General features: G+C 64.9%; 20 protein-coding genes (1 of these 20 running past the window's edge). 12 read left to right on the top strand and 8 right to left on the bottom strand.

Features of this window, described 5'->3' with window-relative positions:
* Positions 1-4 precede the first annotated feature (4 nt).
* Both H0S73_RS06395 and H0S73_RS06390 read left to right on the top strand, forming a co-directional pair.
* Positions 5-283 carry a hypothetical protein gene (locus tag H0S73_RS06395; protein WP_181051366.1) on the top strand — a complete coding sequence of 93 codons (279 nt, stop codon included), beginning with the start codon at positions 5-7 and terminating at the stop codon, positions 281-283.
* 11 nt (positions 284-294) lie between these two features.
* Positions 295-810 carry a DUF2937 family protein gene (locus H0S73_RS06390; protein WP_181051365.1) on the top strand — a complete coding sequence of 172 codons (516 nt, stop codon included), beginning with the start codon at positions 295-297 and terminating at the stop codon, positions 808-810.
* A gap of 29 nt (positions 811-839) precedes the next feature.
* On the opposite strand, the gene H0S73_RS06385 is transcribed toward H0S73_RS06390, so the two are convergent.
* The 4 genes from H0S73_RS06385 to H0S73_RS06370 form a co-directional block, all read right to left on the bottom strand.
* Complete coding sequence (locus tag H0S73_RS06385; protein WP_181051364.1) at positions 840-1178, bottom strand: hypothetical protein; 339 nt, start codon at positions 1176-1178, stop codon at positions 840-842.
* A gap of 53 nt (positions 1179-1231) precedes the next feature.
* Positions 1232-2662, bottom strand: a complete 1431-nt coding sequence (locus H0S73_RS06380; protein WP_181051363.1) for a homospermidine synthase — start codon at positions 2660-2662, stop codon at positions 1232-1234.
* A 230-nt stretch (positions 2663-2892) separates the two neighbouring features.
* On the bottom strand, positions 2893-3465 hold the full coding sequence (locus H0S73_RS06375) for a GNAT family N-acetyltransferase (protein ID WP_181051362.1): 573 nt from the start codon (positions 3463-3465) through the stop codon (positions 2893-2895).
* A 133-nt stretch (positions 3466-3598) separates the two neighbouring features.
* The gene (locus H0S73_RS06370) at positions 3599-4753 is read right to left on the bottom strand and encodes a type III PLP-dependent enzyme (protein ID WP_181051361.1); all 1155 of its coding nucleotides are present in this window, start codon (positions 4751-4753) and stop codon (positions 3599-3601) included.
* 641 nt (positions 4754-5394) lie between these two features.
* Here H0S73_RS06370 and H0S73_RS06365 point away from each other — a divergent pair.
* The 9 genes from H0S73_RS06365 (at position 5395) to H0S73_RS06325 (ending at position 13736) form a co-directional block, all read left to right on the top strand.
* A complete protein-coding gene (locus H0S73_RS06365; RefSeq protein WP_181051360.1) occupies positions 5395-6969 on the top strand; it encodes an OpgD/OpgG family glucan biosynthesis protein in 1575 nt (524 codons plus the stop codon).
* 692 nt (positions 6970-7661) lie between these two features.
* Positions 7662-8672, top strand: a complete 1011-nt coding sequence (locus H0S73_RS06360) for an ABC transporter substrate-binding protein (RefSeq protein ID WP_181054259.1) — start codon at positions 7662-7664, stop codon at positions 8670-8672.
* Positions 8673-8684: 12 nt separating this feature from the next.
* The gene (locus H0S73_RS06355) at positions 8685-9161 is read left to right on the top strand and encodes a hypothetical protein (RefSeq protein ID WP_181051359.1); all 477 of its coding nucleotides are present in this window, start codon (positions 8685-8687) and stop codon (positions 9159-9161) included.
* 37 nt (positions 9162-9198) lie between these two features.
* A complete protein-coding gene (locus H0S73_RS06350; RefSeq protein WP_246388755.1) occupies positions 9199-9981 on the top strand; it encodes an ABC transporter ATP-binding protein in 783 nt (260 codons plus the stop codon).
* Positions 9981-10811: an ABC transporter permease gene (locus tag H0S73_RS06345; protein ID WP_181051357.1), complete on the top strand. Its 831-nt coding sequence runs from the start codon at positions 9981-9983 to the stop codon at positions 10809-10811. The genes H0S73_RS06350 and H0S73_RS06345 overlap by 1 nt, the downstream gene beginning before the upstream one ends.
* A 93-nt stretch (positions 10812-10904) precedes the next feature.
* A complete protein-coding gene (locus tag H0S73_RS06340; protein ID WP_246388753.1) occupies positions 10905-11435 on the top strand; it encodes a MarR family winged helix-turn-helix transcriptional regulator in 531 nt (176 codons plus the stop codon).
* Positions 11436-11517: 82 nt separating this feature from the next.
* Positions 11518-12441 carry a DMT family transporter gene (locus H0S73_RS06335; RefSeq protein ID WP_181051355.1) on the top strand — a complete coding sequence of 308 codons (924 nt, stop codon included), beginning with the start codon at positions 11518-11520 and terminating at the stop codon, positions 12439-12441.
* The gene (locus H0S73_RS06330; RefSeq protein WP_181051354.1) at positions 12438-12740 is read left to right on the top strand and encodes a TfoX/Sxy family DNA transformation protein; all 303 of its coding nucleotides are present in this window, start codon (positions 12438-12440) and stop codon (positions 12738-12740) included. Before H0S73_RS06335 ends, H0S73_RS06330 begins: the two co-directional genes overlap by 4 nt.
* A gap of 24 nt (positions 12741-12764) precedes the next feature.
* Positions 12765-13736 (top strand): 2-hydroxyacid dehydrogenase, encoded by a 972-nt coding sequence (locus H0S73_RS06325; protein WP_181051353.1) that lies wholly within the window; start codon positions 12765-12767, stop codon positions 13734-13736.
* A 141-nt stretch (positions 13737-13877) separates the two neighbouring features.
* Here H0S73_RS06325 and H0S73_RS06320 read toward each other — a convergent pair whose 3' ends face one another.
* Positions 13878-14621 (bottom strand): SDR family oxidoreductase, encoded by a 744-nt coding sequence (locus H0S73_RS06320; RefSeq protein WP_181051352.1) that lies wholly within the window; start codon positions 14619-14621, stop codon positions 13878-13880.
* A gap of 27 nt (positions 14622-14648) precedes the next feature.
* Complete coding sequence (locus tag H0S73_RS06315; protein ID WP_181051351.1) at positions 14649-16457, bottom strand: IlvD/Edd family dehydratase; 1809 nt, start codon at positions 16455-16457, stop codon at positions 14649-14651.
* 209 nt (positions 16458-16666) lie between these two features.
* Between H0S73_RS06315 and H0S73_RS06310 the strand changes: the two genes are divergently transcribed.
* The gene (locus H0S73_RS06310) at positions 16667-17266 is read left to right on the top strand and encodes a hypothetical protein (RefSeq protein ID WP_181051350.1); all 600 of its coding nucleotides are present in this window, start codon (positions 16667-16669) and stop codon (positions 17264-17266) included.
* Between the two features lie 229 nt (positions 17267-17495).
* Here the strand turns inward: H0S73_RS06310 and H0S73_RS06305 are convergent, their stop codons facing one another.
* Positions 17496-18314 carry a tellurite resistance TerB family protein gene (locus H0S73_RS06305; RefSeq protein ID WP_246388751.1) on the bottom strand — a complete coding sequence of 273 codons (819 nt, stop codon included), beginning with the start codon at positions 18312-18314 and terminating at the stop codon, positions 17496-17498.
* A gap of 73 nt (positions 18315-18387) precedes the next feature.
* Positions 18388-20492, bottom strand: the 3' portion of a protein-coding gene (locus H0S73_RS06300; RefSeq protein WP_181051349.1) for a TRAP transporter permease. The gene runs 67 nt beyond the window's last position; 2105 of the gene's 2172 nt are visible here — the last part of the coding sequence; the start codon falls outside the window, past its right edge — the gene reads right to left on this strand; the stop codon is at positions 18388-18390.

Genomic DNA, 20492 nt, shown 5'->3' with positions numbered 1-20492 from the left:
GCCCGTGGCGTTGCTAGGCGCGTTCCTGAGAGGAACATTCGGCCTCCCGAAACCCGACAGGCAGGCCATCGAACGGGTGAAGGACCTCGCCCGCACGGCGCTCGAGGTCGCGCCCGACACCGCCTTCGCGGTCAATGAAATCGCCTGCAACGATCCCGGCTGCCCCGGGATCGAGACCGTGATCCTGGTGATGGAGCCCGGCAAGAAGACCCAGGCGCTCAAGATCGCCAAGCCTCTCGACGAGGTCACGGAACAAGATATCATCAGGGCACTTGACCTTTAGGGAGGCCAAGCGTGTCCAGGATTATCCGCATCGTCGCCTTCGGGATGGGCCTGTGCGGCGGCATCGTCGCCTCGCAGGGGCCCGAATTCGCGCAGCAATACCGTCAGCGCCTCGGGGGCGCCATCGACGAATTGCGGCAGGTGATCACGCGCTTCGACGCGGATGCCCAGGCCAGCGGCGAGACCCAGGCGAGTGCCATAGCCCGCCTGCGTTCCAACACGGACGATTTCGTCAGCCGGCAGGGCGCGGCCATGCAGGCCAATGTGGAGCGCTTGGGGAGGCTGGAGGCCCATCGCGGCGCGATGATGCAGGCGGGGCCCTTCAGCCGGATCGCCCTGATGGTTCGCGACGGCGACCAGGACGTGATGGAGGCGGTCTATCGCGATTTCGAGCCGGCCCTGCCCGTCACTGAGGAAGGGGTCCTTTCGAGCGCAGCCGGCTTCGTCGTCCTGTGGGGCGGCCTGCTCCTGCTGGCGGGCTTCCTCCGCAGCCTGTGGCGACGGCCCAGGCATCCTGCGAGGGCCTGAGCGAGCCCCCACACAAATATCGCGATCGCTTAAGCTTCGCGCTCCGGCTTTCCGGCGAGCACCACGTAGAACCCCAGGCCGTCCTGGGCCGGCAGGGTCTGCAGCCGGTCGATCCAGCCGCGCTTCTTGGCGTCCAGCAGGGCCTTGCCGACCGGCTGGAACAGGGTCTCGCCGCCGCCTTCCGGCGGTGGGTCGAGGCGGATGGCGACCGCTTTCGGCGCCGCGAAGCGGCTGCGCTCCAGCATGTCCTTGATCGATGCCTCCGCCTTTTCACGCGAGACGCCCCGCAGGTCGAGCACGCTCTCGGCATCCGTGAGGCCGAGCCCGCCGCGGAACTTGTTGGCGTAGAATTCCTCGAAATGAGGCATGCCGGTTCCTTCCATTGGTCGTGCCCGGGCTCGGCCCGGGCACGACGAATCGGTCAGCGCACCAGAATGTTCCGGAACTGCCACGGGTCGGAGGTGTCGATGTCCTCCGGGAAGAATCCGGGGCGGTCGTCGAGCGGCGTCCAATCCGTATAATAGCCCTTCACCGGACCGAGATAAGGCAGCTGCACCTCAAGGCAGCGGCGGAAGTCGATGTCGTCGGCTTCCACGATGCCTGCGTTCGGGTTCTCCAGCGCCCACACCATGCCGGCGAGCACGGCGGAGGTCACCTGAAGGCCGGTGGCGTTCTGGTAGGGCGCGAGCTTGCGGGTTTCCTCGATGGAAAGCTGCGAGCCGTACCAATAGGCGTTCTTGGCATGGCCGTAGAGCAGCACGCCGAGTTCGTCGATGCCGTCGACGATCTCGTCCTCGGTGAGGATGTGCTGCTTGCCCTGGAACTTGCCGGCGGCGCCGAACATCTCGTGCATCGACAGCACGGCGTCATTCGCCGGATGATAGGCATAGTGGCAGGTCGGACGGTAGGCGACCTTGTCGCCGTCGCGCACGGTGAAGTAATCCGCGATCGAGATCGCCTCGTTGTGCGTGACGAGGAAGCCGTATTGCGGACCGGGCGTCGGGCACCAGCTGCGCACGCGGGTATTCGCGCCGGGCTGGAGCAGGTAGATCGCCGCGCCGCAGCCCTTGTCGTGCGTGCGGGCGTTGTCCGGCATCCACGTCTCGTGCGTGCCCCAGCCGAGCTCCGCCGGCTGCAGGCCCTCCGACACGAAGCCGTCCACGGACCAGGTGTTCACGAACACGCCCATGGGCTTGGGATGCTCGGCGCGCTGCGTGTCGCGCTCGGCGACGTGAATGCCCTTCACACCCACGCGCTGCATGAGCGCGGCCCATTCCTCGCGGTTCTTCGGCACTTCGACGTCGAGGCCCGTATCCTTGGCTATGTTGAGCAGCGCCTGCTTCACGAACCAGGACACCATGCCGGGATTGGCGCCGCAGCAATTCACCGCCGTGGGGCCGCCGGGCGACTGGCGGCGCGCATCGAGGATGTTCTCGCGCAGCATGTAGTTGGTGCGTTCAGCCGGGCCTGCGCTCTTGTCGAAGTAGAAGCCCGCCCAAGGCTCGGCCACGGTGTCGACGTAGAGGGCGCCGAGCTCGCGGCAGAGCTCCATGATGGCGCGGGACGAGGTGTCCACCGAAACGTTCACGCAAAAACCCTGCCCGCCGCCTTCGGTCAGCAGCGGCGTCAGGATCTCGCGGTAGTTCTCGGGTGTGAGAGCCTTGTTGACCAGCGTGATGCCGCGCACGTCGAGCATGCTGCGATCGGTGTCGACAGGATCGATGACCGTGAAGCGGTTCTTGTCGAACTCGAAATGCCGTTCGATCAGGGGCAGCATGCCCTTACCGATCGAACCGAATCCGATCATGACGATCGGGCCGGTGATGCGGCCGTGGATGGGCCAAGTGGTCATCGATAATTCTCCTTTGCGGGGTCCTGGAACAGGACGAGAGGTCTCCGGGGTGAACGGTTCCGGGCGCATCTAGGATTGAGGAGCCCCCGGGGTCAATGGCTGCGGCTCCTCGTGAGAGCCAAAGGGAAATTTCCCTGCGGATGACGAAGGTGCGATGACGACGACATGCCTGCTTGGCGCTGCCCGATCCGAGGGCTGCAAACGTGCGGCCCTCGGAGGGATAGACGGCCTCAGAGCGCCGGACGAAGGCCCGCCAGCGCACCCTGCGCGGCGGCGGCGACGAGCACGCCGAGATCGGGCTTCCGCTCGAAGGCGCCGGTGGCGGATACGAGCCCGCGGGCACCCGCGAGTGCTCCCGTCTCGAGTTCGAGCGCCAGGAAGCGGTTGCGCTCATAGGGACCCGGCAGCCAGAGGGAGCCGGTCTTGTCCGTCGAGAAGCCGAAGCGCTCGTAATAGGGCGCATCGCCCACGAGCAGCACCGCCTTGTGACCGAGATCGGCCGCGCGCTTCAATGCCTCGCGCATCAGCTTGCCGCCGAGACCGAGACTCTGCACGGACGGGTCGATGGCGATGGGCCCGAGCATCAGGGCCGGACGATTCGGACCGGCCGAGATGTGCCAGAGGCGCACCGTGCCGATGATCTCGCCGTCCCGGTCGATGACCAGGGACAGACCGTCGGCCGGCATCCTGCCCTCGCGCAGGCGTTCGCAGGTCTTCTGGAACCGGGTGGGTCCGAAGCAGGCATCGAGCAGCGCCTCGCGCGCCTCGACATCGCGGAAGATTTCTTCGCGGATCGTGATCATGGCCGTGGCCTCCCAAAACACGTGGGGTGAGCGACAGCCCTCGCACCTGTGAGCATCATTGCTCACAGGCCGTCCGGGACAACTCTGTTGAGGTTGATGCCTGCCTCATTCGACGAGGCAGGCGGGACGTGAGTTAGATCACGTAGGACTTGAGCGGCGGGAAGCCGTTGAACGCGACCGCCGAATAGGTGGTCGTGTAGGCGCCCGTACCCTCGATCAGCACCTTGTCGCCGATCTCCAGCGAGACGGGGAGCGGATAAGGCTCCTTCTCGTAGAGAACGTCGGCCGAGTCGCAGGTCGGACCCGCGAGCACGCAAGGCACCATGCGGTCGTCGTCGTGCTCCGTGCGGATCGGGTAGCGGATCGACTCGTCCATCGTCTCGGCGAGGCCGCCGAACTTGCCGATGTCGAGATAGACCCAGCGCACTTCCTCCTCGTCGCGGCTCTTCTTCGAGACGAGAACGACCTCGGCCTCGATGACGCCCGCATTGCCGACCATGCCGCGGCCCGGCTCGATGATCGTCTCCGGGATGCGGTTGCCGAAGTGCTTCGACAGCGCCTGGAAGATCGACTCGCCGTACGCTTCCACCTGAGGAACCGTCTTCAGGTACTTCGTCGGGAAGCCGCCGCCGAGGTTGACCATCGACAGGTGGATGCCGCGATGAGCGCATTCACGGAAGATCGCAGAGGCGGACCCGAGAGCCTGATCCCAGGCTTCCGTGTTGCGCTGCTGCGAGCCCACGTGGAAGGACACGCCGTAAGCCTCCAGGCCCTGACGATAGGCATGCTCCAGCACGTCCACGGCCATCTCGGGCACGCAGCCGAACTTGCGGGAGAGCGGCCATTCGGCGCCGGCGCCGTCGCACAGGATGCGGCAGAACACCTTCACCTCGGACGCGTCGATGCCGGCCGTGGCAGCCGCACGCACGATCTTCTCGACCTCGACTTCGCAATCGACCGCATAAAGGCGCACGCCGAGTTCGAGGGCGCGCACGATGTCGCGCTCCTTCTTGATCGTGTTGCCGAAGGAGATGCGCTCGGGCGTGGCGCCGGCATCCAGCGCGAGCTGGATCTCGACCACGGACGCCGTGTCGAAGCACGAGCCGAGCTCGGCCAGGAGCTTGAGCACCTGCGGCTCCGGGTTGGCCTTCACGGCGTAGAACACGCGCGTGTCGGGGAGCGCACGGGCAAACTTCGAGTAGTTGTCGCGCACGACCTCGAGGTCGACGACCACGCACGGGCCGTCCTCACGTCGGTTGCGCAGGAATTCACGGATGCGCTGAGTCATGGCGCTCTCCCCACCAAAGGTTCAATGGAGGTCTTCAAGCCTCCGGATTGAAATTCAGACGATCAGGAACTCCTGCCGTCCGGCGTCAGCGAGGGAAGACGACATCCCGCTTCGTGCGATGGAGACACGAGAAGCGGCGATGGGTTCTTCACCCGACGATGCTGCCTTGGATTGGATGGGGATACTCCATCCGCACGCCTGGCAATGATAAACAAGCCTCTTCGGTGTTGACCTTTGGAGGGCCAACGAGACCAAAAAAGCCCGTTCGTCGTTGCTTTAAGTCGCGTCCCCCGTTGAGAACGGGGTGCGCCGGTTTTCGCCTCCGGCTGCCGGTTAGGGGTATCGAGAGCTAGGACGCTCTCGGGCGGCTGTCCGGCCTCTTGTCCGGATGCCCACCAACCGGCACGCGACCACAGGCACGTGCGAAATTGGGCAGGGGTGAAATAAGCATATTCGCCAGGGATCACAAGAGCTTTTCGGGGCCTTCCGAGGATTTTTTTAACCCTGCCGGGACCTGTGTCTTGCCCGCATCACCATTCAGCCTCCATTAAGCGGGACAGGTACACGGATGACGATCCGGGCCCATATTCCAAAGCCTGACTTTCGGCCATCTTCCTCTTAGACGAGAACGTTCCGCAGCCATGACGAACCTGTCCCGCCGTATCCTCCTGCAAAGCCTGCTCGCGGCCACCGCGCTGCCCGCCTTGAACCGGCAGAGCTGGGCGCAGCAGCAGCAGAACGGCGTGCCGGCGCCCAGTCCCTTCCGCCACGAGGACGTGGGGCGACGGGCCCGGGAGCTCGCGGCCGTGCCCTACGAGGCGCCGAACGTGCAGCTGCCGGAGCCGCTCAACCGGCTCAGCTTCGACGATTACCGGGACATCCGCTTCCGTCCGGACAAGGCCCTGCTCGGCTCCGGCAACGGGCCGTTCCGGATGCAGCTCTTCCATCCCGGCTTCCTCTACCAGCAGCCCGTGACGGTGAACGTCATCCGCGACGGCGTCCCGACGCCGATCCCCTATCAGCGGGAGCTGTTCGACTACGGCCGCAACAAGATCGAGCGGCCGCTGCCCGTCAATCTCGGCTTCGCGGGCTTTCGCCTCCACTACCCCCTGAACAACCCGAAGGTCTTCGACGAGCTGATCGCCTTCCTGGGCGCGAGCTATTTCCGCTTCCTCGGCGCCAACCAGAAATACGGCCTCTCGGCGCGCGGCCTCGCGATCAACGTGGAGGGCGGCGAAGCGGAGGAGTTTCCGCATTTCCGCGAATTCTGGATCGAGATGCCCAAGCCCAACGACGAGCGGGCCATCATCTATGCCCTCCTCGACAGTCCGTCGGTCGCCGGCGCCTACCGGTTCGAGGTCTACCCGTCCAAGGAAACGACCCTGGACGTTACGGCAACGCTGTTCCCGCGCCAGCCTATCGCCAATGTGGGCGTCGCCCCCCTCACCTCCATGTTCTTCGAAGGCGAGAACGACCGGAAGCCCACGGACGATTACCGCCTCGAGATCCACGATTCGGATGGCCTTCTCATCCAGTCCGGAGCGGGCGAATGGATCTGGCGCCCCCTGCGCAACCCGGCCCGCAAGACGATCTCGTCCTTCAGCGACAAGAACCCGCGCGGCTTCGGCCTGATGCAGCGCGACCGCGTGTTCGAGAACTACCAGGACATCGAGGCCTATTACCACCAGCGCCCCGGCTACTGGGTCGAGCCCATCGGGCAATGGGGCGAGGGCTGGGTCGAGCTGGTCGAGCTTCCGACGCCGGACGAGACCCATGACAACATCGTGGCCTATTGGCAGCCGAACCGGCCGTTCGAGCCCGGACAGGAGGTCGTCCTGTCCTATCGCCTGCGGGCCCTGTCGGCGATCGGCGCCATGCATACGGGCGGAAAGGTGATCAACACCTTCCAGACCCCTCCCCGCGCCAGCGGGTCGAACGCGCCGAGCGATCAGGGGCACCGCCGCTTCATCATCGACTTCGCGGGCGGCAACCTGGCCTATTATCTCGGCGCTCCGGAGCAGGTGCAGCTGGTCCCCTCCACATCGACCGGGCAGATCACCAATACCTTCATCATGCCCAACAGCCACACGAACGGCTTCAGGGCGGCCATCGACGTGAAGCTGGAGCCGGGCCAATCCACGGATCTCCGCGCCTTCCTGCGCGCCGGCAACAAGGCCCTGACGGAGACCTGGACCTATCCCTGGGCGGTGGAGTGATCCGCGCGGATCTCACCATTGCCGGCCTGCTTGCCCGCGAGTGAACACCTTCCATCGTCATGGCCGGCACAAGGCCGGCCATTCACGCCTTCCGTGCCAACACCCTCCGGCCTCATCCTGAGGGCCGCCAAAGGCGGCGTCTCGAAGGATCGTTCAGAGGGCAAGGCGCCCGCGTGCCCGGACACGGTCCAGGACCTCGAGACGCTTCGCTCCTCAGGATGAGGGCGCAGGGGGAAAGGCGATGTTATGTTCTCACTTTGTTCTTGACAGGGCGGATAACCTTGGCTATATCGTTGCCCTAGATCTGCTCTGACGAGGGGCGCGCTCGCGAGGCGTCGCAAGAGTGAGAGCAGGCACGGTCCCGCCGCAGGCCTCGCACGCCTGTGGTCGCGGGAGGTCGACCTTGGGGGCTCCCCAGCTGGTCCACCTGAAAAGAACCGTGCGCGAAGCGGCCGTCCGGCTCTTCCATCAACACACACGAGCGAGCCGGGCTGCCCGACGCGCCACCCTCGAACCCTGAAAGGTTCGCAGCGCAAGCTGCGGGCCCCACGGTGCTGGCTCTTTGGACGGATCGATCGGCATGCGCCTGCCATGTCCTCCTACCCGGCGTTACGAAGACCTTGCCAAGCCCCCTCGAACCGCGCAGAAGCTGACGCGGCCGACGAGCGGCCTGAGCGAAGGGGTCAATGCCGATGAAGTTGAACGCCTGGATCATGGGAGCGCTTGCAGCCTTCCTGAGCGGAAGCGCCCTGGCGCAGCAGCCGCTGACGGAGGTGACCTTCGGCACCAACTGGATCGCCCAGGGAGAGCATGGCGGCTATTACCAGGCCGTGGCCGACGGCACATACGAAAAGTATGGCCTCAAGGTCACCATCGTGCCGGGCGGCCCCCGCGCCAGCAACCGCATGCTCATGACGGTCGGCAAGCTCGACTTCTACATGGGCGGCAGCATGATTCAGGCCTTCTCGGCCGTGGAGAAGGACATCCCCACCATCGTGGTCGCGGCCCATTTCCAGAAGGAGCCGCAGGTGCTCCTCAGCCATCCGGGCCAGGGGCTCGACACCTTCGCGGACCTGAAGAAATCGAACGACATTCTTCTGTCCAAGGACGGCGTCGCCACCTTCTTCCAGTGGATGAAGGCCGAATACGGGTTCAAGGACGAGCAGGTGAAGCCCTTCGGCTTCAATCCGGCTCCCTTCATCGCCAACAAGGCCTCGGTGCAGCAGGGCTACGTCACGTCGGAGCCGCTGACCATCGAGAAAGCCGCCGGTTTCAAGCCCAACGTATTCCTTCTCGCCGATTACGGCTTCAGCACCTATTCGACCACCGTGGAGACACGCCGCGAGGTCGTGGAGACGAATCCCGATCTCGTGCAGCGCTTCGTCGATGCCTCGACCATCGGATGGTACAATTACCTCTATGGCGACAACACAAAGGCGAAGGAACTCATCAAGCGCGACAATCCGGAAATGACGGACGAGCTGCTGAGCTTCTCGCAGGCCAAGATGAAGGAATACGGCATCGTCGATTCCGGCGACACGCATCAGCTCGGGATCGGCGCCATGACGGATGCGCGCATGAAGGACTTCTTCGACAAGATGGTGAAGGCGGGCCTCTTCAAGGCGGAACTCGACTACAGGAAAGCCTATACGCTCCGGTTCGTGAACAAGGGTGTCGGGCTTGAGTTGAGGCCACGCAAGTGAGGCAACGCCCACATGCCTGAGACACTTTGGATTGCAGCGGGCTTTTTGCTGCTTTTACCTGCGGAGATGAAGCCGGTCGCCGCTACGACTGAGCGGGTTGCCAATTTGAACCTTCAGCCTCCTGTCCTCGGGCACACCGACCAGCTTTTCTGCTCCTGGTCCGATGAAAGAGGAGCCAGTATTGTCCTGCACTGGTGGAACGCGCCGACTCCTCCAAGAGACCTTGGCCCCTTATCCCTTGCTGAGAAATGGGAGGTTTCGATGGGCGGCCGCCATGTGTCCGCGGCAAGAACGAACCATTTCATGGGCCGCAAGGACGAGGTCCTGGTTGCCTGGCCTCCCGTAACGGATCACAACGCATCCGCGCTGCTCCATGCGAGGGGCCTGTCTAAGGAAAGCTTCGATCGTATCCTTAGTCAAAGCAACGTTATTGACGCCGGGCAACCCTGGAGCATGACTTGCAAATCTGCTCCGCAGAACCCTCAATGACATCCCTGTTCCGATGAGTCCGTCACTGCAACAGACCATGTCGCCGATCTCTTCAGAGCTGGTGGCCCTGCGGGACATCTGCAAACGCTTCAGTAACGGCGTCCTGGCCCTGGACGGCTTCGATCTCTCGGTCAAGGCAAACGAGTTTCTCTCCCTTCTCGGCCCCTCCGGCTGCGGCAAGTCGACGGTGCTGCGCATCATCGCGGGGCTCGCGCGTCCGACCGAGGGCCGTGTCATTTGGCCGAGTTCCTGCAATGACGATCGTCGTCGCAGCGAGATCGGCTTTGTATTCCAGGACGCGACGCTGATGCCCTGGGCTACCGTGGCGGACAATGTATGGCTTCCCCTGCGCCTTCGCGGCGTGTCCAGACGCAATGCACAGGACCGTATCGCAGAGAGCCTTGCCCTCGTGGGCTTGAGCGACTTCGCCAAGGCCTATCCGCGCGAACTCTCCGGCGGCATGCGGATGCGCGTGTCGATTGCCAGGGCCCTGTCCGTGAAGCCCCGGCTGCTGCTCATGGACGAACCCTTCGCCGCCCTCGACGAGATTGCCCGGTTCAGGCTCAACGACGACCTGCTTCGCCTGCAGAGCGACTTGCGCTGCACGGTCGTCTTCGTGACCCATTCGGTGTATGAGAGCGCCTATCTGTCGAGCCGCATCGCGGTCATGTCTCCGCGTCCCGGGCGCATCGTTGCCGAGATCGAAGGCATGCCGCCCGGACCGCGCGCGAAGGACTTTCGCACCGGCGAGAGCTATACGCAGCTGTGCGGGCGGATCTCGCAGGCCCTGCTCGGCCAGACCGCCGGGGAGCGGCCGTGATGGCGCTCGTTCGGCCGCAAGGCAATCCCTTGAGGATCATCCTGCCGCTTGCCGTCTTCACGGCGGCCATCGCCGCGTGGGAAGCCACCGTGCGCTTGAAGGGCATCCCGCCCTACATCCTGCCCGCGCCGAGCCTGATCGCCACGACCATGGTGGCCGATTGGCCCCTGCTCTGGGGCTCTCTCCTGACGACGCTCGAGACCACGCTCGCGGGTCTTGCCCTGGCGGTGATCGGCGGCGTGGGCCTTGCGGTGCTGCTGAGCCTGTCGCGGATCGTCGAGTACTCGCTCTACCCGTTCGCCGTCGTGCTCCAGGTCACGCCAGTCATCGCCATCGCGCCCCTGCTGCTGATCTACATGCCGCAGGATGTGGCGGTCCTGGCCTGCGCGTGGCTCGTGGCGTTCTTTCCGGTTCTGTCGAACACCATGCTCGGCCTGCAATCCGTGGACAGGAACCTCATGGAGCTGTTTCAGCTCTACGGCGCCCCGGCCTCGCAAGGCCCTCTCGCGCGGCTCAGGGCGCGTTTGAAGGCTCTGTGGTACCTGCGCCGCCCGGCCGCCCTCCCGGCCTTTCTGGCAGGCCTGCGGATCGCGGGCGGACTGTCCCTGATCGGCGCCGTGGTGGCCGAGATGGCCGCCGGCTCCGCCGGGGCGGGGTCGGGACTGGCCTATCGCATCATCGAGAGCCAGTACCGGCTCAACATTCCGCGCCTCTTCGCGGCGCTCGTTCTTCTGGCCGCGACCGGAATCGGGCTGTTCCTGGCTCTGGCTGCGCTCAATCACGCGCTCCTCCGGCGCTGGCATGAAAGCGCCGTTCCCCGAGACCCTTGATTCCTTAGCCTGTTAATAATGTGCCGGCTTGTCATCGTACCGTCATGAGTCAGGGCCATGGTATGGTCGAAAAGCTTCGAACAGCGAGGATCCATGGAAACCGACAACAAGCATCCGGGCATCAAGAGCGTCGGATGGGCTTTGGTTCAAGCCTCGCGCCTGCATCGAAGCCGCACGGGCGACAAGCTCTCGGAACTCGGCCTCTTCGCCGGCCAGGAGCAGGTTCTCCAGGCCCTCAGCAATTCCGGCCCCATGACCATGGGCGAACTCGCGGCCATCCTGCGCGTGCGCCCGCCGACCGCGTCCAAGACGGTTTCTCGCCTCTCCAGCCTCAAATTGGTGGAACGCCACACCGAACCCGGCGATGCCCGGGTCGTTCGCGTGAAACTCACCAAGGAAGGCAAGCGCAAGGCCGCCGCCATCGACGCCCTGTGGGAGGAGGTCGAGGGCGAGCTGCTCCAGGGCTTCGACAACAAGGACCGCAAGCGCCTACGCAAGCTGCTGCGCAAGGCCGCCAAGAACCTCGCTGGCCTCACCGGAGCCGATCAGACCGGCTTCGAGGCCGACGACGAAGTCGACGGGCTGGAAGCCGCCGGCGAGCCGGAACTGGCCGCAACCGCCTGATCCTCACCCCTGTGTGCCGCGCACGAGGGTCGTGCGTGGCGGGCATTCGTGTCGGGACGGGGAAGCGGCTAGCATTCCCCGCATGGCCGACACCCTCACCCGATCCCCGCCCAAGACCGCCGCGTGGCACCAGAGCCGCATCGCGGGCATCGCCCTCATGTGCGCGGCGCTGTTCTGCTTTTCGTGCCTCGATGCGACGGCCAAGTGGGTGAACCGCTCCATCGATCCGATGGTGACGGTCTGGGCCCGCTACATCTCGGCGGCCTGTCTCACCTTCCTGGTCATCAATCCGAGGACACAGCCCGGAGCGCTGAGGACCCGCCGCCTCCCGCTGCAGCTCATCCGCTCGTTCCTGCTCTTCGCATCGACGATCTGCAACTTCTTCGCCCTGAAATATCTGCAGCTGGTCGAGACGCAATCGATCATCTTCGCGACGCCGCTGCTGGTAGCGCTCCTTGCCGGCCCGCTTCTCGGAGAGCGCGTCGGCTGGCAGCGCATGATCGCCATCGGGATCGGCTTCATCGGCATTCTCGTGATCACGCGGCCAGGCTTAGGCACCATGCATCCCGCCGCCCTTCTGTCGCTCATGGGCTCCGTCGCCTATGCCTTCTACGCCATCGTGACCCGCATGCTCGCATCGAGCGATTCCGTCGCGACGACGACCCTTTACTCGAGCGTCGCCGGCATCGTCCTCGTCACCCCGATCCTGCCCTGGATATGGTCCACGCCCTCCTCGCCCCTCATGTGGTTCCTGCTGGCGACGACGGGCTTCTACGGGGCCTTCGGCCATTGGCTTCTGGTCCTCGCCCATGCCCGTGCGCCGGCCGCGATCCTGTCGCCCTTCATCTACAGCCAGATCGTCTGGATGCTGGTCCTGGGCTACGTCCTCTTCGGCGACTGGCCCGATGCTTGGACCTTCGTCGGGGCTGGCATCGTCATCGCATCGGGGCTCTATTTGCTCTACCGTGAGCGCGTGAAGCCTCGACAACCGGAGCCGTCCTCGTGAGTGATGCCGCCATCGACACCCTGCCCGGGATCGGTTCCGTGACGCGGAGCAGGCTGGCGGAGGCGGGTATCCGCACGGTCGGAGAACTCCGCGCCATGGGCTCCGTCGAGGCCTACCTACGGCTGAAATTCATGCTTCCCAGGCAGGTGAGCCTCAATGCGCTCTACGCGCTGGAAGCCGCCCTGCGCGGCTGCCACTGGCTCGACCTGCCGCGGGACGTGAAGGCTGCGCTCCAGCAGCAGGCCAGGATCATCGACGAGGCCTTTCGCCGGGGCGGCGTCGCACGCTGCTCCCTTTAACCCGACACGACAATAGGAACCGCCATGAGCCGAACCGACATCCTCATGACCGCGCCGATGATGCCCGTCGTCATCGACGCGCTCGACAAGGCCTTCACGCTCCATCGCCTGTGGGAGCAGACCGACAAGGAGGCCTTCCTGAAGGAGTTCGGCCCGCGCATCCGCGGCGTGGCGACCAGCACGCTCTTCGGCCGCGTGGATTCCACGCTCCTCGACCGCCTGCCGCATGCGGAGATCGTCTCGAGCTTCGGCGTCGGCTACGACAATGTGGATGCGGAGGAAGCGGCGAGGCGCGGCATCGTCGTGACCAACACGCCGGGCGTTCTCGACGACGAGGTCGCCGACCTCACCCTCGGCCTGCTCCTCGCAACGTTGCGGAAAATCCCGCAGGCCGACCGCTACCTGCGTGACGGGAAATGGCTGAAGGCCTCCTTCCCCCTGTCGGCGACCCTGCGCGACAGGAAGGTCGGCATTGTCGGACTCGGGCGCATCGGCAAGGCCATCGCAAGGCGCCTCTCCGGCTTCGACGTGAGCATCGCCTATCACGGCCGCACGCAGCAGGACGACGTAGCGTATCCCTATTATCCGACCGTGACCGGCCTTGCGGAAGCCTGCGACGTGCTCATCGTCATCCCGCCCGGCGGCCCCGCCACGAAGCATCTCATCAACGCGGACGTGCTGAAGGCCTTGGGGCCCAACGGCGTTCTGATCAACGTCGCGCGCGGCACGGTCGTGGACGAGCAGGCGCTCATCGCTGCGCTCAAGTCCGGCACGATCCTGAGCGCAGGCCTCGACGTCTACGAGGACGAGCCGCGCGTGCCGCAGGAGCTGATCGACCTGGAGCACGTAGTGCTCCTGCCGCATGTCGCCTCGGCGTCGGTTCACACCCGCAATGCCATGGGCAAGCTCGTCGCCGACAACCTGATCTCGTGGTTCGACGGCAAAGGCCCGCTGACCCCGGTGGCGGAGACGCCTTACAAGGGCAAAGCGGGTTGAGGCGAAGGTCTGGATCGTAACGACGTCATCACCGGCCTTGTGCCGGTGATCTCGATCGGAAAGGCGTGGCGCTTCTCAATAGCGGAATGGCCGGCACAAGGCCGGCCATGACGTGGAGCGTGGTCTCTGTCGATCGCGAAACTACAGCGCGAACCCGCCATCGACGAGGTGGATATGCCCCGTCGTGTAGCTCGCTTCGTCCGACGCGAGATAGACGGCCAGCGCCGCCACCTCCTCGGCCGTGCCGAGCCGGCCCATCGGCTGGCGGTCGATGAAGGCCTGACGCACCGTCTCAAGGCTCTGTCCCGAACTTTCTGCGAGCGCCGCGATCCGCTCGTCGAGGGAAGGCGATTGGACCGTGCCGGGGCAGATGGCGTTGGCACGGACGCCGCGCTTGATGAAATCCGCCGCCACGGCCTTGGTCAGGCCGATCACCGCCGCCTTGGTGGTGCCGTAGACGTAGCGGTTGGGGATGCCGCGCACCGACGAGGCGCCCGACGCGATGTTGACGATGGAGCCCCGACCCTTCTCCAACATACCCGGCAGAACGGCCTTGATGGTGCGGTGCATGGATCTCACGTTCAGCTCGAACGAGAAGTCCCAATCCCTGTCGGAACATTCGAGGATCGTGCCGTGATGCACGAAGCCCGCCGCATTGACGAGGATATCGAGAGGTCCGGCCTCGGCGACGAGTTGTTCGACATCGGCGCTCGAGAGCACGTCAAGCCGGCGCTTCTCGGCGCCGTCAAGTCCCTCCAGCTTGGCGACATCGAGATCCGTCGCCCAGACCTTTGCGCCTTCGCGGAGAAAGGCTTCCGCAATGGCGCGTCCGATCCCCTGCCCCGCCGCCGTGACGAGGGCTGTCCTTCCTTGAAGTCTGTTCATGACAGCCCCCGCTTCCTTCTTGGTCGATCAGTGATTGTCGCGCGGCACGCCGAAGGTCTGTGCGACCCTCTGGTACTTCACGGCTGGTTTCAGGGTCATGCCCTCGGAGAGCTGATCCACCATCGAGCGTTGGATCTCCTGCCAGGGCGTCTGGCTCGCCGGATAGGCATAGCCGCCCCGCGCCTCCAGATCGGCCCGGCGCTTCTCGATCTCTTCCGGCGACAGCAGAATGTCGGCGCTGCGCTTGTTCAGGTCGATGCGGATCCGGTCGCCCGTCTGCAGCAGTGCCAGCCCGCCGCCGATGGCGGCCTCCGGCGAGGCATTGAGGATCGACGGCGTGCCAGAGGTGCCTGACTGGCGTCCGTCGCCGATGCAGGGCAGCGAGAGGACACCCCGTTTGATCAGCGCTCCGGGCGGCTGCATGTTCACCACCTCGGCCGCGCCGGGATAACCGATCGGGCCAGCGCCGCGCATGATGAGGATCGTGTGCTCGTCGATGTGGAGCGACGGATCGTCGATGCGGTGATGGTAGTCCTCCGGTCCGTCGAACACGACCACGGGGCCTTCGAAGGCATTCGGATCGTCCGGATTGTTGAGGTAGCGTTCCTGGAATTCCGGGCTGATCACGCTCGTCTTCATGATCGCGGAATCGAACAGCGTTCCCTTCAGGTTCAGGAAGCCCGCCTTCTCCTTCAGCGGATTGTCGTAGGAGCGGATCACGTCGTGATCCCAGGTGAACTTGCCCTTGCAGTTTTCTCCGATCGTGGTGCCCGTGCAGGTCAGCGCGTCCGTGTGGATCTTGCCGGCGCCGATCAGCTCGGCCATGACCGCCGGCAGGCCGCCCGCGCGGAAGTATTCCTCACCGAGGTACTCGCCAGCGGGCTGCATGTTCACGAGCAGCGGAACTTCGAAACCGATGCGCTCCCAATCGTTGTTATCGAGCGGCACGCCGATGTGCTTGGCAATCGCATTGATGTGGATCGGCGCGTTGGTCGAGCCGCCGATGGCCGCATTGGCGACGATCGCGTTCTCGAACGCCTCGCGAGTCATGATGTCGGACGGCTTCAGGTCCTCCCACACCATATCGACGATGCGCCTGCCGGTCTCGTAAGCCATCTGGCCACGCTCGCGGTAGGGCGCGGGAATGGCCGCGGAGCCCGGCAGGGACATGCCGAGGGCTTCCGCCAGTGCGTTCATCGTCGACGCCGTGCCCATGGTGTTGCAGTGGCCCACGGACGGGGCGGATGAGCCGACGATGTCGATGAATTGCTGGTAGTCGATGTCGCCCGCCGCGTGACGCTCGCGCGCCTTCCATACGATGGTGCCCGAACCCGTGCGCTCGCCATGGTGCCAGCCGTTGAGCATCGGCCCGACATTGAGCGAGATCGCCGGAATGTTCACGGTTGCGGCCGCCATGATGCAGGCCGGCATGGTCTTGTCGCAGCCCGTGAGCAGCACGACGCCGTCGAGCGGATAGCCGTAGAGAACCTCGACGAGGGAAAGATAGGACAGGTTGCGATCGAGGCAGGCGGTGGGGCGCTTGCCGGTCTCCTGAATCGGATGGCACGGGAACTCGAAGGCGACGCCGCCGGCCGCCGTGATTCCGTCGCGCACGCGCTTGGCGAGTTCGATGTGATGCCGGTTGCATGGTGACAGATCGGAGCCGGTCTGCGCGATGCCGATGATCGGCTTCTTGCCCTGCAGCTCTTTGCCCGTGAGGCCGAAATTGAGATACCGCTCGAGGTAGAGCGCGGTCATGCCCGGGTTGTCGGGATTGTCGAACCAAAGCCGTGAGCGAAGCTGATCGGGAGTGCGACGGTGAGGCCTCTCAGCCATTCTTCATTTCCTTTCGGGCATCCGTAAATGCGGTGGCGGTATTTGATCCAGGACAGGCGTCGAGATCAACCATCCCCTGACTAAAGTAGCTGCCCTGCGATGGGTGGGCGGAGCCGCTTTCCACCTCGCCAAACATAATGTTATTAAATGATCTTACCGGTCTCTTTCCTGAACATTCGTCTTTCTTCGATAACGCCGGGGGCCCCGCCATGTTTCGACCCGTATATCCTTTCGCCTTAACGGCTTTGCTTGCTTCGCCGGCCTATGGCGACGACTGCCCGACGGCCCAGACTGCGAAGCTGGGTTTCATCCTGGAGCGGCAGGGAACGGTTGCGGAGGTTCGCCCCACCTCCGATCATTTCGTCCATGTGCTGAACGCATATCCCGGCGGTAAAAAACAGGACGTGATCTATTACCGTGGCTTCTTCCCGATCAGCCGTTTCGACGATACGGCTCGGAGCATCAACATTCCCGTTTCCGATCTGCGCACCGTCTTTCCGCTCGAACCGAAAGCCCGGCGGGCTCTGACCTACGCACCTGCCCAGCCGGGCAAGGTGGGCGCCCTGATCTCGCTGGAATTGACCGTGACGGGCCAGGAGCAGATCCAGCTCGGCTCCTGCTCCTACAATGTCCTGGTGGTGCGCAACCGCTTCCTCAATGGGGATGGGAAGATGACGTCCGAACACACGGACCTCTACTCGCCCGAACTCGGCTTCGTCCTGGCCAAGCGCTACGAGGAGAGACCCGGCACGCAGACCACCATCAAATACCAGAGCATCAGGCCACTGGGGCGGGTTTCGCCGCTCTGAGATCGGGCTCTCCGCCCAATGCTGGCTGGCAGGGCATCGCGACCCGCCTCGCCCTTCACATCCTGGTCGTCCCCGGACTTTAGCCTGGGACCATTCCCGGTGATTCCGATTGGGTGAAACGCCGAGCCTCACTTATCGAGATGGCCGGCACAAGGCCGGCCATGACGTGGAAGGCGCCGCCCATCTCTTGGGCGGGAGAGACGGCTTCAGCTGCGTGCCGGCGGCTGTCTCAAACTGAACTCAGGCCCTCGGCTGTATTGTCGATCTGAGAACGGATGGCCGGGTCGAGATCGAGCGCCTCGGCCAGCTGGTGCAGGAACTCGCGCTCCTGGATCGTGTCGGGGTCGATGGCAAGTCGGGCGGCCGCATAGACCTGTGCGGCCATGTCCGGATCGTTGACGCCGGCGGCCAGCTCCTCCACATCGGCGGGCGATGCCATCTCGGTCTCCAGCCAACGGCTCGCCTCCGGGTCGATTCCGGCTTCGGTCAGGCCCTTGACGATCCGGGCCCGCTCGGCCTGATCGATATGCCCATCGGCGGCCGCGGCCGCCACCATGGTGCGCAGGAACAGGAGCGCGTCGTCCTCGGTCTGCGAGACCGGATGGAACCGGGATGTCTCCGGCAAGCTCAGGGCCGATTGGGCGACGGCCTCATCGGGTCCGGCCGCCGGGGCGGTGGGCGCAGAGGCGTCGCTTCCAGCGCCTCCCTTGGCGGTCTGCTGGTTCTGGTAAGCCTTGTACGCCAGCCCGCCGATCACCGCGAGGCCGCCGAGCTTGACCAGATTGCCGGTGAGCTTGCCGCTCTTCTTGCGTCCCTTGAACAGAAGACCCGCCAGGCCGACCAGAGCCGTCTGCGTCAGTCCCGGATGCTGGGCGGCGAAATCCTTGGCCTTCTGCAGGAGCTGTTCCGGCGTCTGACCGGTCATCTGCGTCACGCTCCTTCCGGCCTGCTGACCGATGCTTCCCTGGCTCGATGGGTCGGGATTGCGGAGATCGGGACGGCCAATGGCTCCGACGAACGCATCCAAAAGTTTCCTGTAATCGACCATGTGGTCCTCCCGTTCTTCCATCAGCAAGGAACAACGGAAGGACCGCCGAATAGTTCAGGTTCTCTCCGGCGCGTCAGGCGGGTCTCGGCACCATGGCGGATCGGGCCCTGAGAAGCTGTGACACGATCACGGGAACCGCCATTGCCAGCCCGATCAGGGTCATCTGCCCATTGGGCGCGATGATGGGCAGGGCGGCGAGGCCGATGAGCCAGCGCTCCCAGGCGCGCATCGGCGTCAGCGCATAGCCGGCGAAGGCCGCCGACAGGAACATGATGCCGACGACGGCTCCCGCCGTGACGAAGAGGAAGCCCGACCACGTGAACTCGGGCGTCACGATCAGCATGGCCGGGCCGTAGACGAAGACGAACGGCACGAGCGCCTTGCCCAGTCCCAGCCGGAAGGCGGTGTTGCCGGTCTTGAACGGATCGGCGCCCGCCATGCTGGCCCCTGCATAGGCCGCCAGCGCCACTGGGGGCGTGATGTCGGCGAGCACCCCGTAATAGAACACGAAGAAATGCGCGACGAGCGGCTGGACCCCGAGAAGCCCCAGAGCCGGAGCCGCGACGGTGACCATGATGATGTAATTCGCCGTCGTGGGCACACCGCATCCCAGCAGGATGCAGACGACGGCCGTCATCAGCAGCGTGAAGAACAGGGTCATGGCCTTCATGTCGGCAAGGCCCGCCGGCACCAGATCCGTGAAGACCTGAGCCATCTGGGCGGCGAAGGACGTGACGATGAAGGAGATCTTGAAGCCGACGCCGGTGAGCGTGACGATGCCCACGATGATGCCGACCGTCGCGGCGGCCGCACCCACGCCGATGGCGTATTTGGCGCCGACCACGAAAGCGTCGACGAGATCGAGCACGAGCGCCTTGCCCGCGTCGCTCTTGACGAAGGTATAGACGAGGAGGGCCAGGACCAGGCCGAGAAGCGGAACCGAGAAGACCAGCTGCGTGAGCATGCCGGTGGCGATGGCACCCGCGATGGCGGCCAGGAAGCCGAGGGTGATGGCCGGAACGCGCGAGGCGCCCACCACCAGGCAGGCCGTGATGCCCCAGAAGGCGGCGAGATAGGGCGTGAAGCCGGAGAACAGGACGATCAGCAGCACGGCCAGCGGCATGATCGTCTGCCACCCTTCCCTAAGGACCTGGGCGGCCCTCGGCAGCTCCTCGGCCGGCAGCCCCTTCAAACCCGCCCGCTTGGCCTCGAGATGGACCTGCATGAACACGCCGAAGAAATGCATGAGGGCCGGCACGAGAGCCGCCAGGATGACGGTCCGGTAGGAAACGTTGAGGAATTCGACCATCAGGAAGGCGGCCGCGCCCATGATCGGCGGCGTGATCTGCCCGCCGGTCGAGGCCGCCGATTCCACGGCCGCCGCGAAATGGCGCTTATAGCCGACGCGGATCATCGCCGGGATCGTGAGCGAGCCGACCGTCACCGTATTGGCGATGGAAGATCCCGAGATCATGCCGAACAGGGCGGAGCCGAAGATCGAGACCTTGGCCGGCCCGCCCGCGAAGCGGCCCGCCACGCAGGTGGCGAGATCGATGAAGAGCTTGCCGAGCCCGACCCGTGTCGCCAGCACCCCGAAGAGCACGTAGTGGAACACGTAAGTGGCAACGACTCCCAGGGCGATGCCATAGATGCCCTGACTCGTGAGATAGAGGTGGTTGACGATGTTCGACCATGAGGCGCCGGGATGCTGGAGTATGCCCGGCATGGAAGGGCCGAAATAGGCATAGAGCATCACCCCGATGGCGATGACCGGAAGCGGCCAGCCCACGGAGCGGCGGGTCGCCTCGAGCAGGACGACGATCAGGGTCGTCCCCATGACCACGTCCGTGGGAGACGGGTTTCCGACCCTGAAGGCCAGCTCGTTGAAGATCCACGGCACATAGAGGCTGGACGCCGCCGCCGCGACGGCCAGGGCCCAGTCGACCAGGGAAATGCTGCCCGGCCGCCACCAGTTCGAGGGGGCGATCCGCTCCTGGCCGCTCTTGAAGGCGGAGAAGACGAGGAAGATCAGGCCCAGCACGAAGGCCATGTGGATGCCACGATGGGTGGCCTCCCGCAGGAGCCCGAAGCCCGCCGTATAATAATGGAAGAACGAGAGCGTCAGCAGCAGGCCGGCGACGAGCCATGCGGTCGTCGGAGGCAGGGGGCGGAAGCGCA

It is taken from the genome of Microvirga mediterraneensis (assembly GCF_013520865.1).
GTDB classification, from domain to species: Bacteria; Pseudomonadota; Alphaproteobacteria; order Rhizobiales; family Beijerinckiaceae; genus Microvirga; species Microvirga mediterraneensis.
This window is presented reverse-complemented; position numbering and strand designations above follow the sequence as displayed.

Bases quoted from the DNA above. Each gene is read 5' to 3' on its own strand.
- H0S73_RS06305 (WP_246388751.1), bottom strand. From the start codon at position 18,314: ATGGTCGATTACAGGAAACTTTTGGATGCGTTCGTCGGAGCCATTGGC.
- H0S73_RS06350 (WP_246388755.1), top strand. From the start codon at position 9,199: ATGTCGCCGATCTCTTCAGAGCTGGTGGCCCTGCGGGACATCTGCAAA.
- H0S73_RS06325 (WP_181051353.1), top strand. From the start codon at position 12,765: ATGAGCCGAACCGACATCCTCATGACCGCGCCGATGATGCCCGTCGTC.
- H0S73_RS06370 (WP_181051361.1), bottom strand. From the start codon at position 4,753: ATGACTCAGCGCATCCGTGAATTCCTGCGCAACCGACGTGAGGACGGC.
- H0S73_RS06360 (WP_181054259.1), top strand. From the start codon at position 7,662: ATGAAGTTGAACGCCTGGATCATGGGAGCGCTTGCAGCCTTCCTGAGC.
- H0S73_RS06385 (WP_181051364.1), bottom strand. From the start codon at position 1,178: ATGCCTCATTTCGAGGAATTCTACGCCAACAAGTTCCGCGGCGGGCTC.
- H0S73_RS06365 (WP_181051360.1), top strand. From the start codon at position 5,395: ATGACGAACCTGTCCCGCCGTATCCTCCTGCAAAGCCTGCTCGCGGCC.
- H0S73_RS06355 (WP_181051359.1), top strand. From the start codon at position 8,685: ATGCCTGAGACACTTTGGATTGCAGCGGGCTTTTTGCTGCTTTTACCT.
- H0S73_RS06345 (WP_181051357.1), top strand. From the start codon at position 9,981: ATGGCGCTCGTTCGGCCGCAAGGCAATCCCTTGAGGATCATCCTGCCG.
- H0S73_RS06315 (WP_181051351.1), bottom strand. From the start codon at position 16,457: ATGGCTGAGAGGCCTCACCGTCGCACTCCCGATCAGCTTCGCTCACGG.
- H0S73_RS06380 (WP_181051363.1), bottom strand. From the start codon at position 2,662: ATGACCACTTGGCCCATCCACGGCCGCATCACCGGCCCGATCGTCATG.
- H0S73_RS06320 (WP_181051352.1), bottom strand. From the start codon at position 14,621: ATGAACAGACTTCAAGGAAGGACAGCCCTCGTCACGGCGGCGGGGCAG.
- H0S73_RS06375 (WP_181051362.1), bottom strand. From the start codon at position 3,465: ATGATCACGATCCGCGAAGAAATCTTCCGCGATGTCGAGGCGCGCGAG.
- H0S73_RS06335 (WP_181051355.1), top strand. From the start codon at position 11,518: ATGGCCGACACCCTCACCCGATCCCCGCCCAAGACCGCCGCGTGGCAC.
- H0S73_RS06340 (WP_246388753.1), top strand. From the start codon at position 10,905: ATGGAAACCGACAACAAGCATCCGGGCATCAAGAGCGTCGGATGGGCT.
- H0S73_RS06310 (WP_181051350.1), top strand. From the start codon at position 16,667: ATGTTTCGACCCGTATATCCTTTCGCCTTAACGGCTTTGCTTGCTTCG.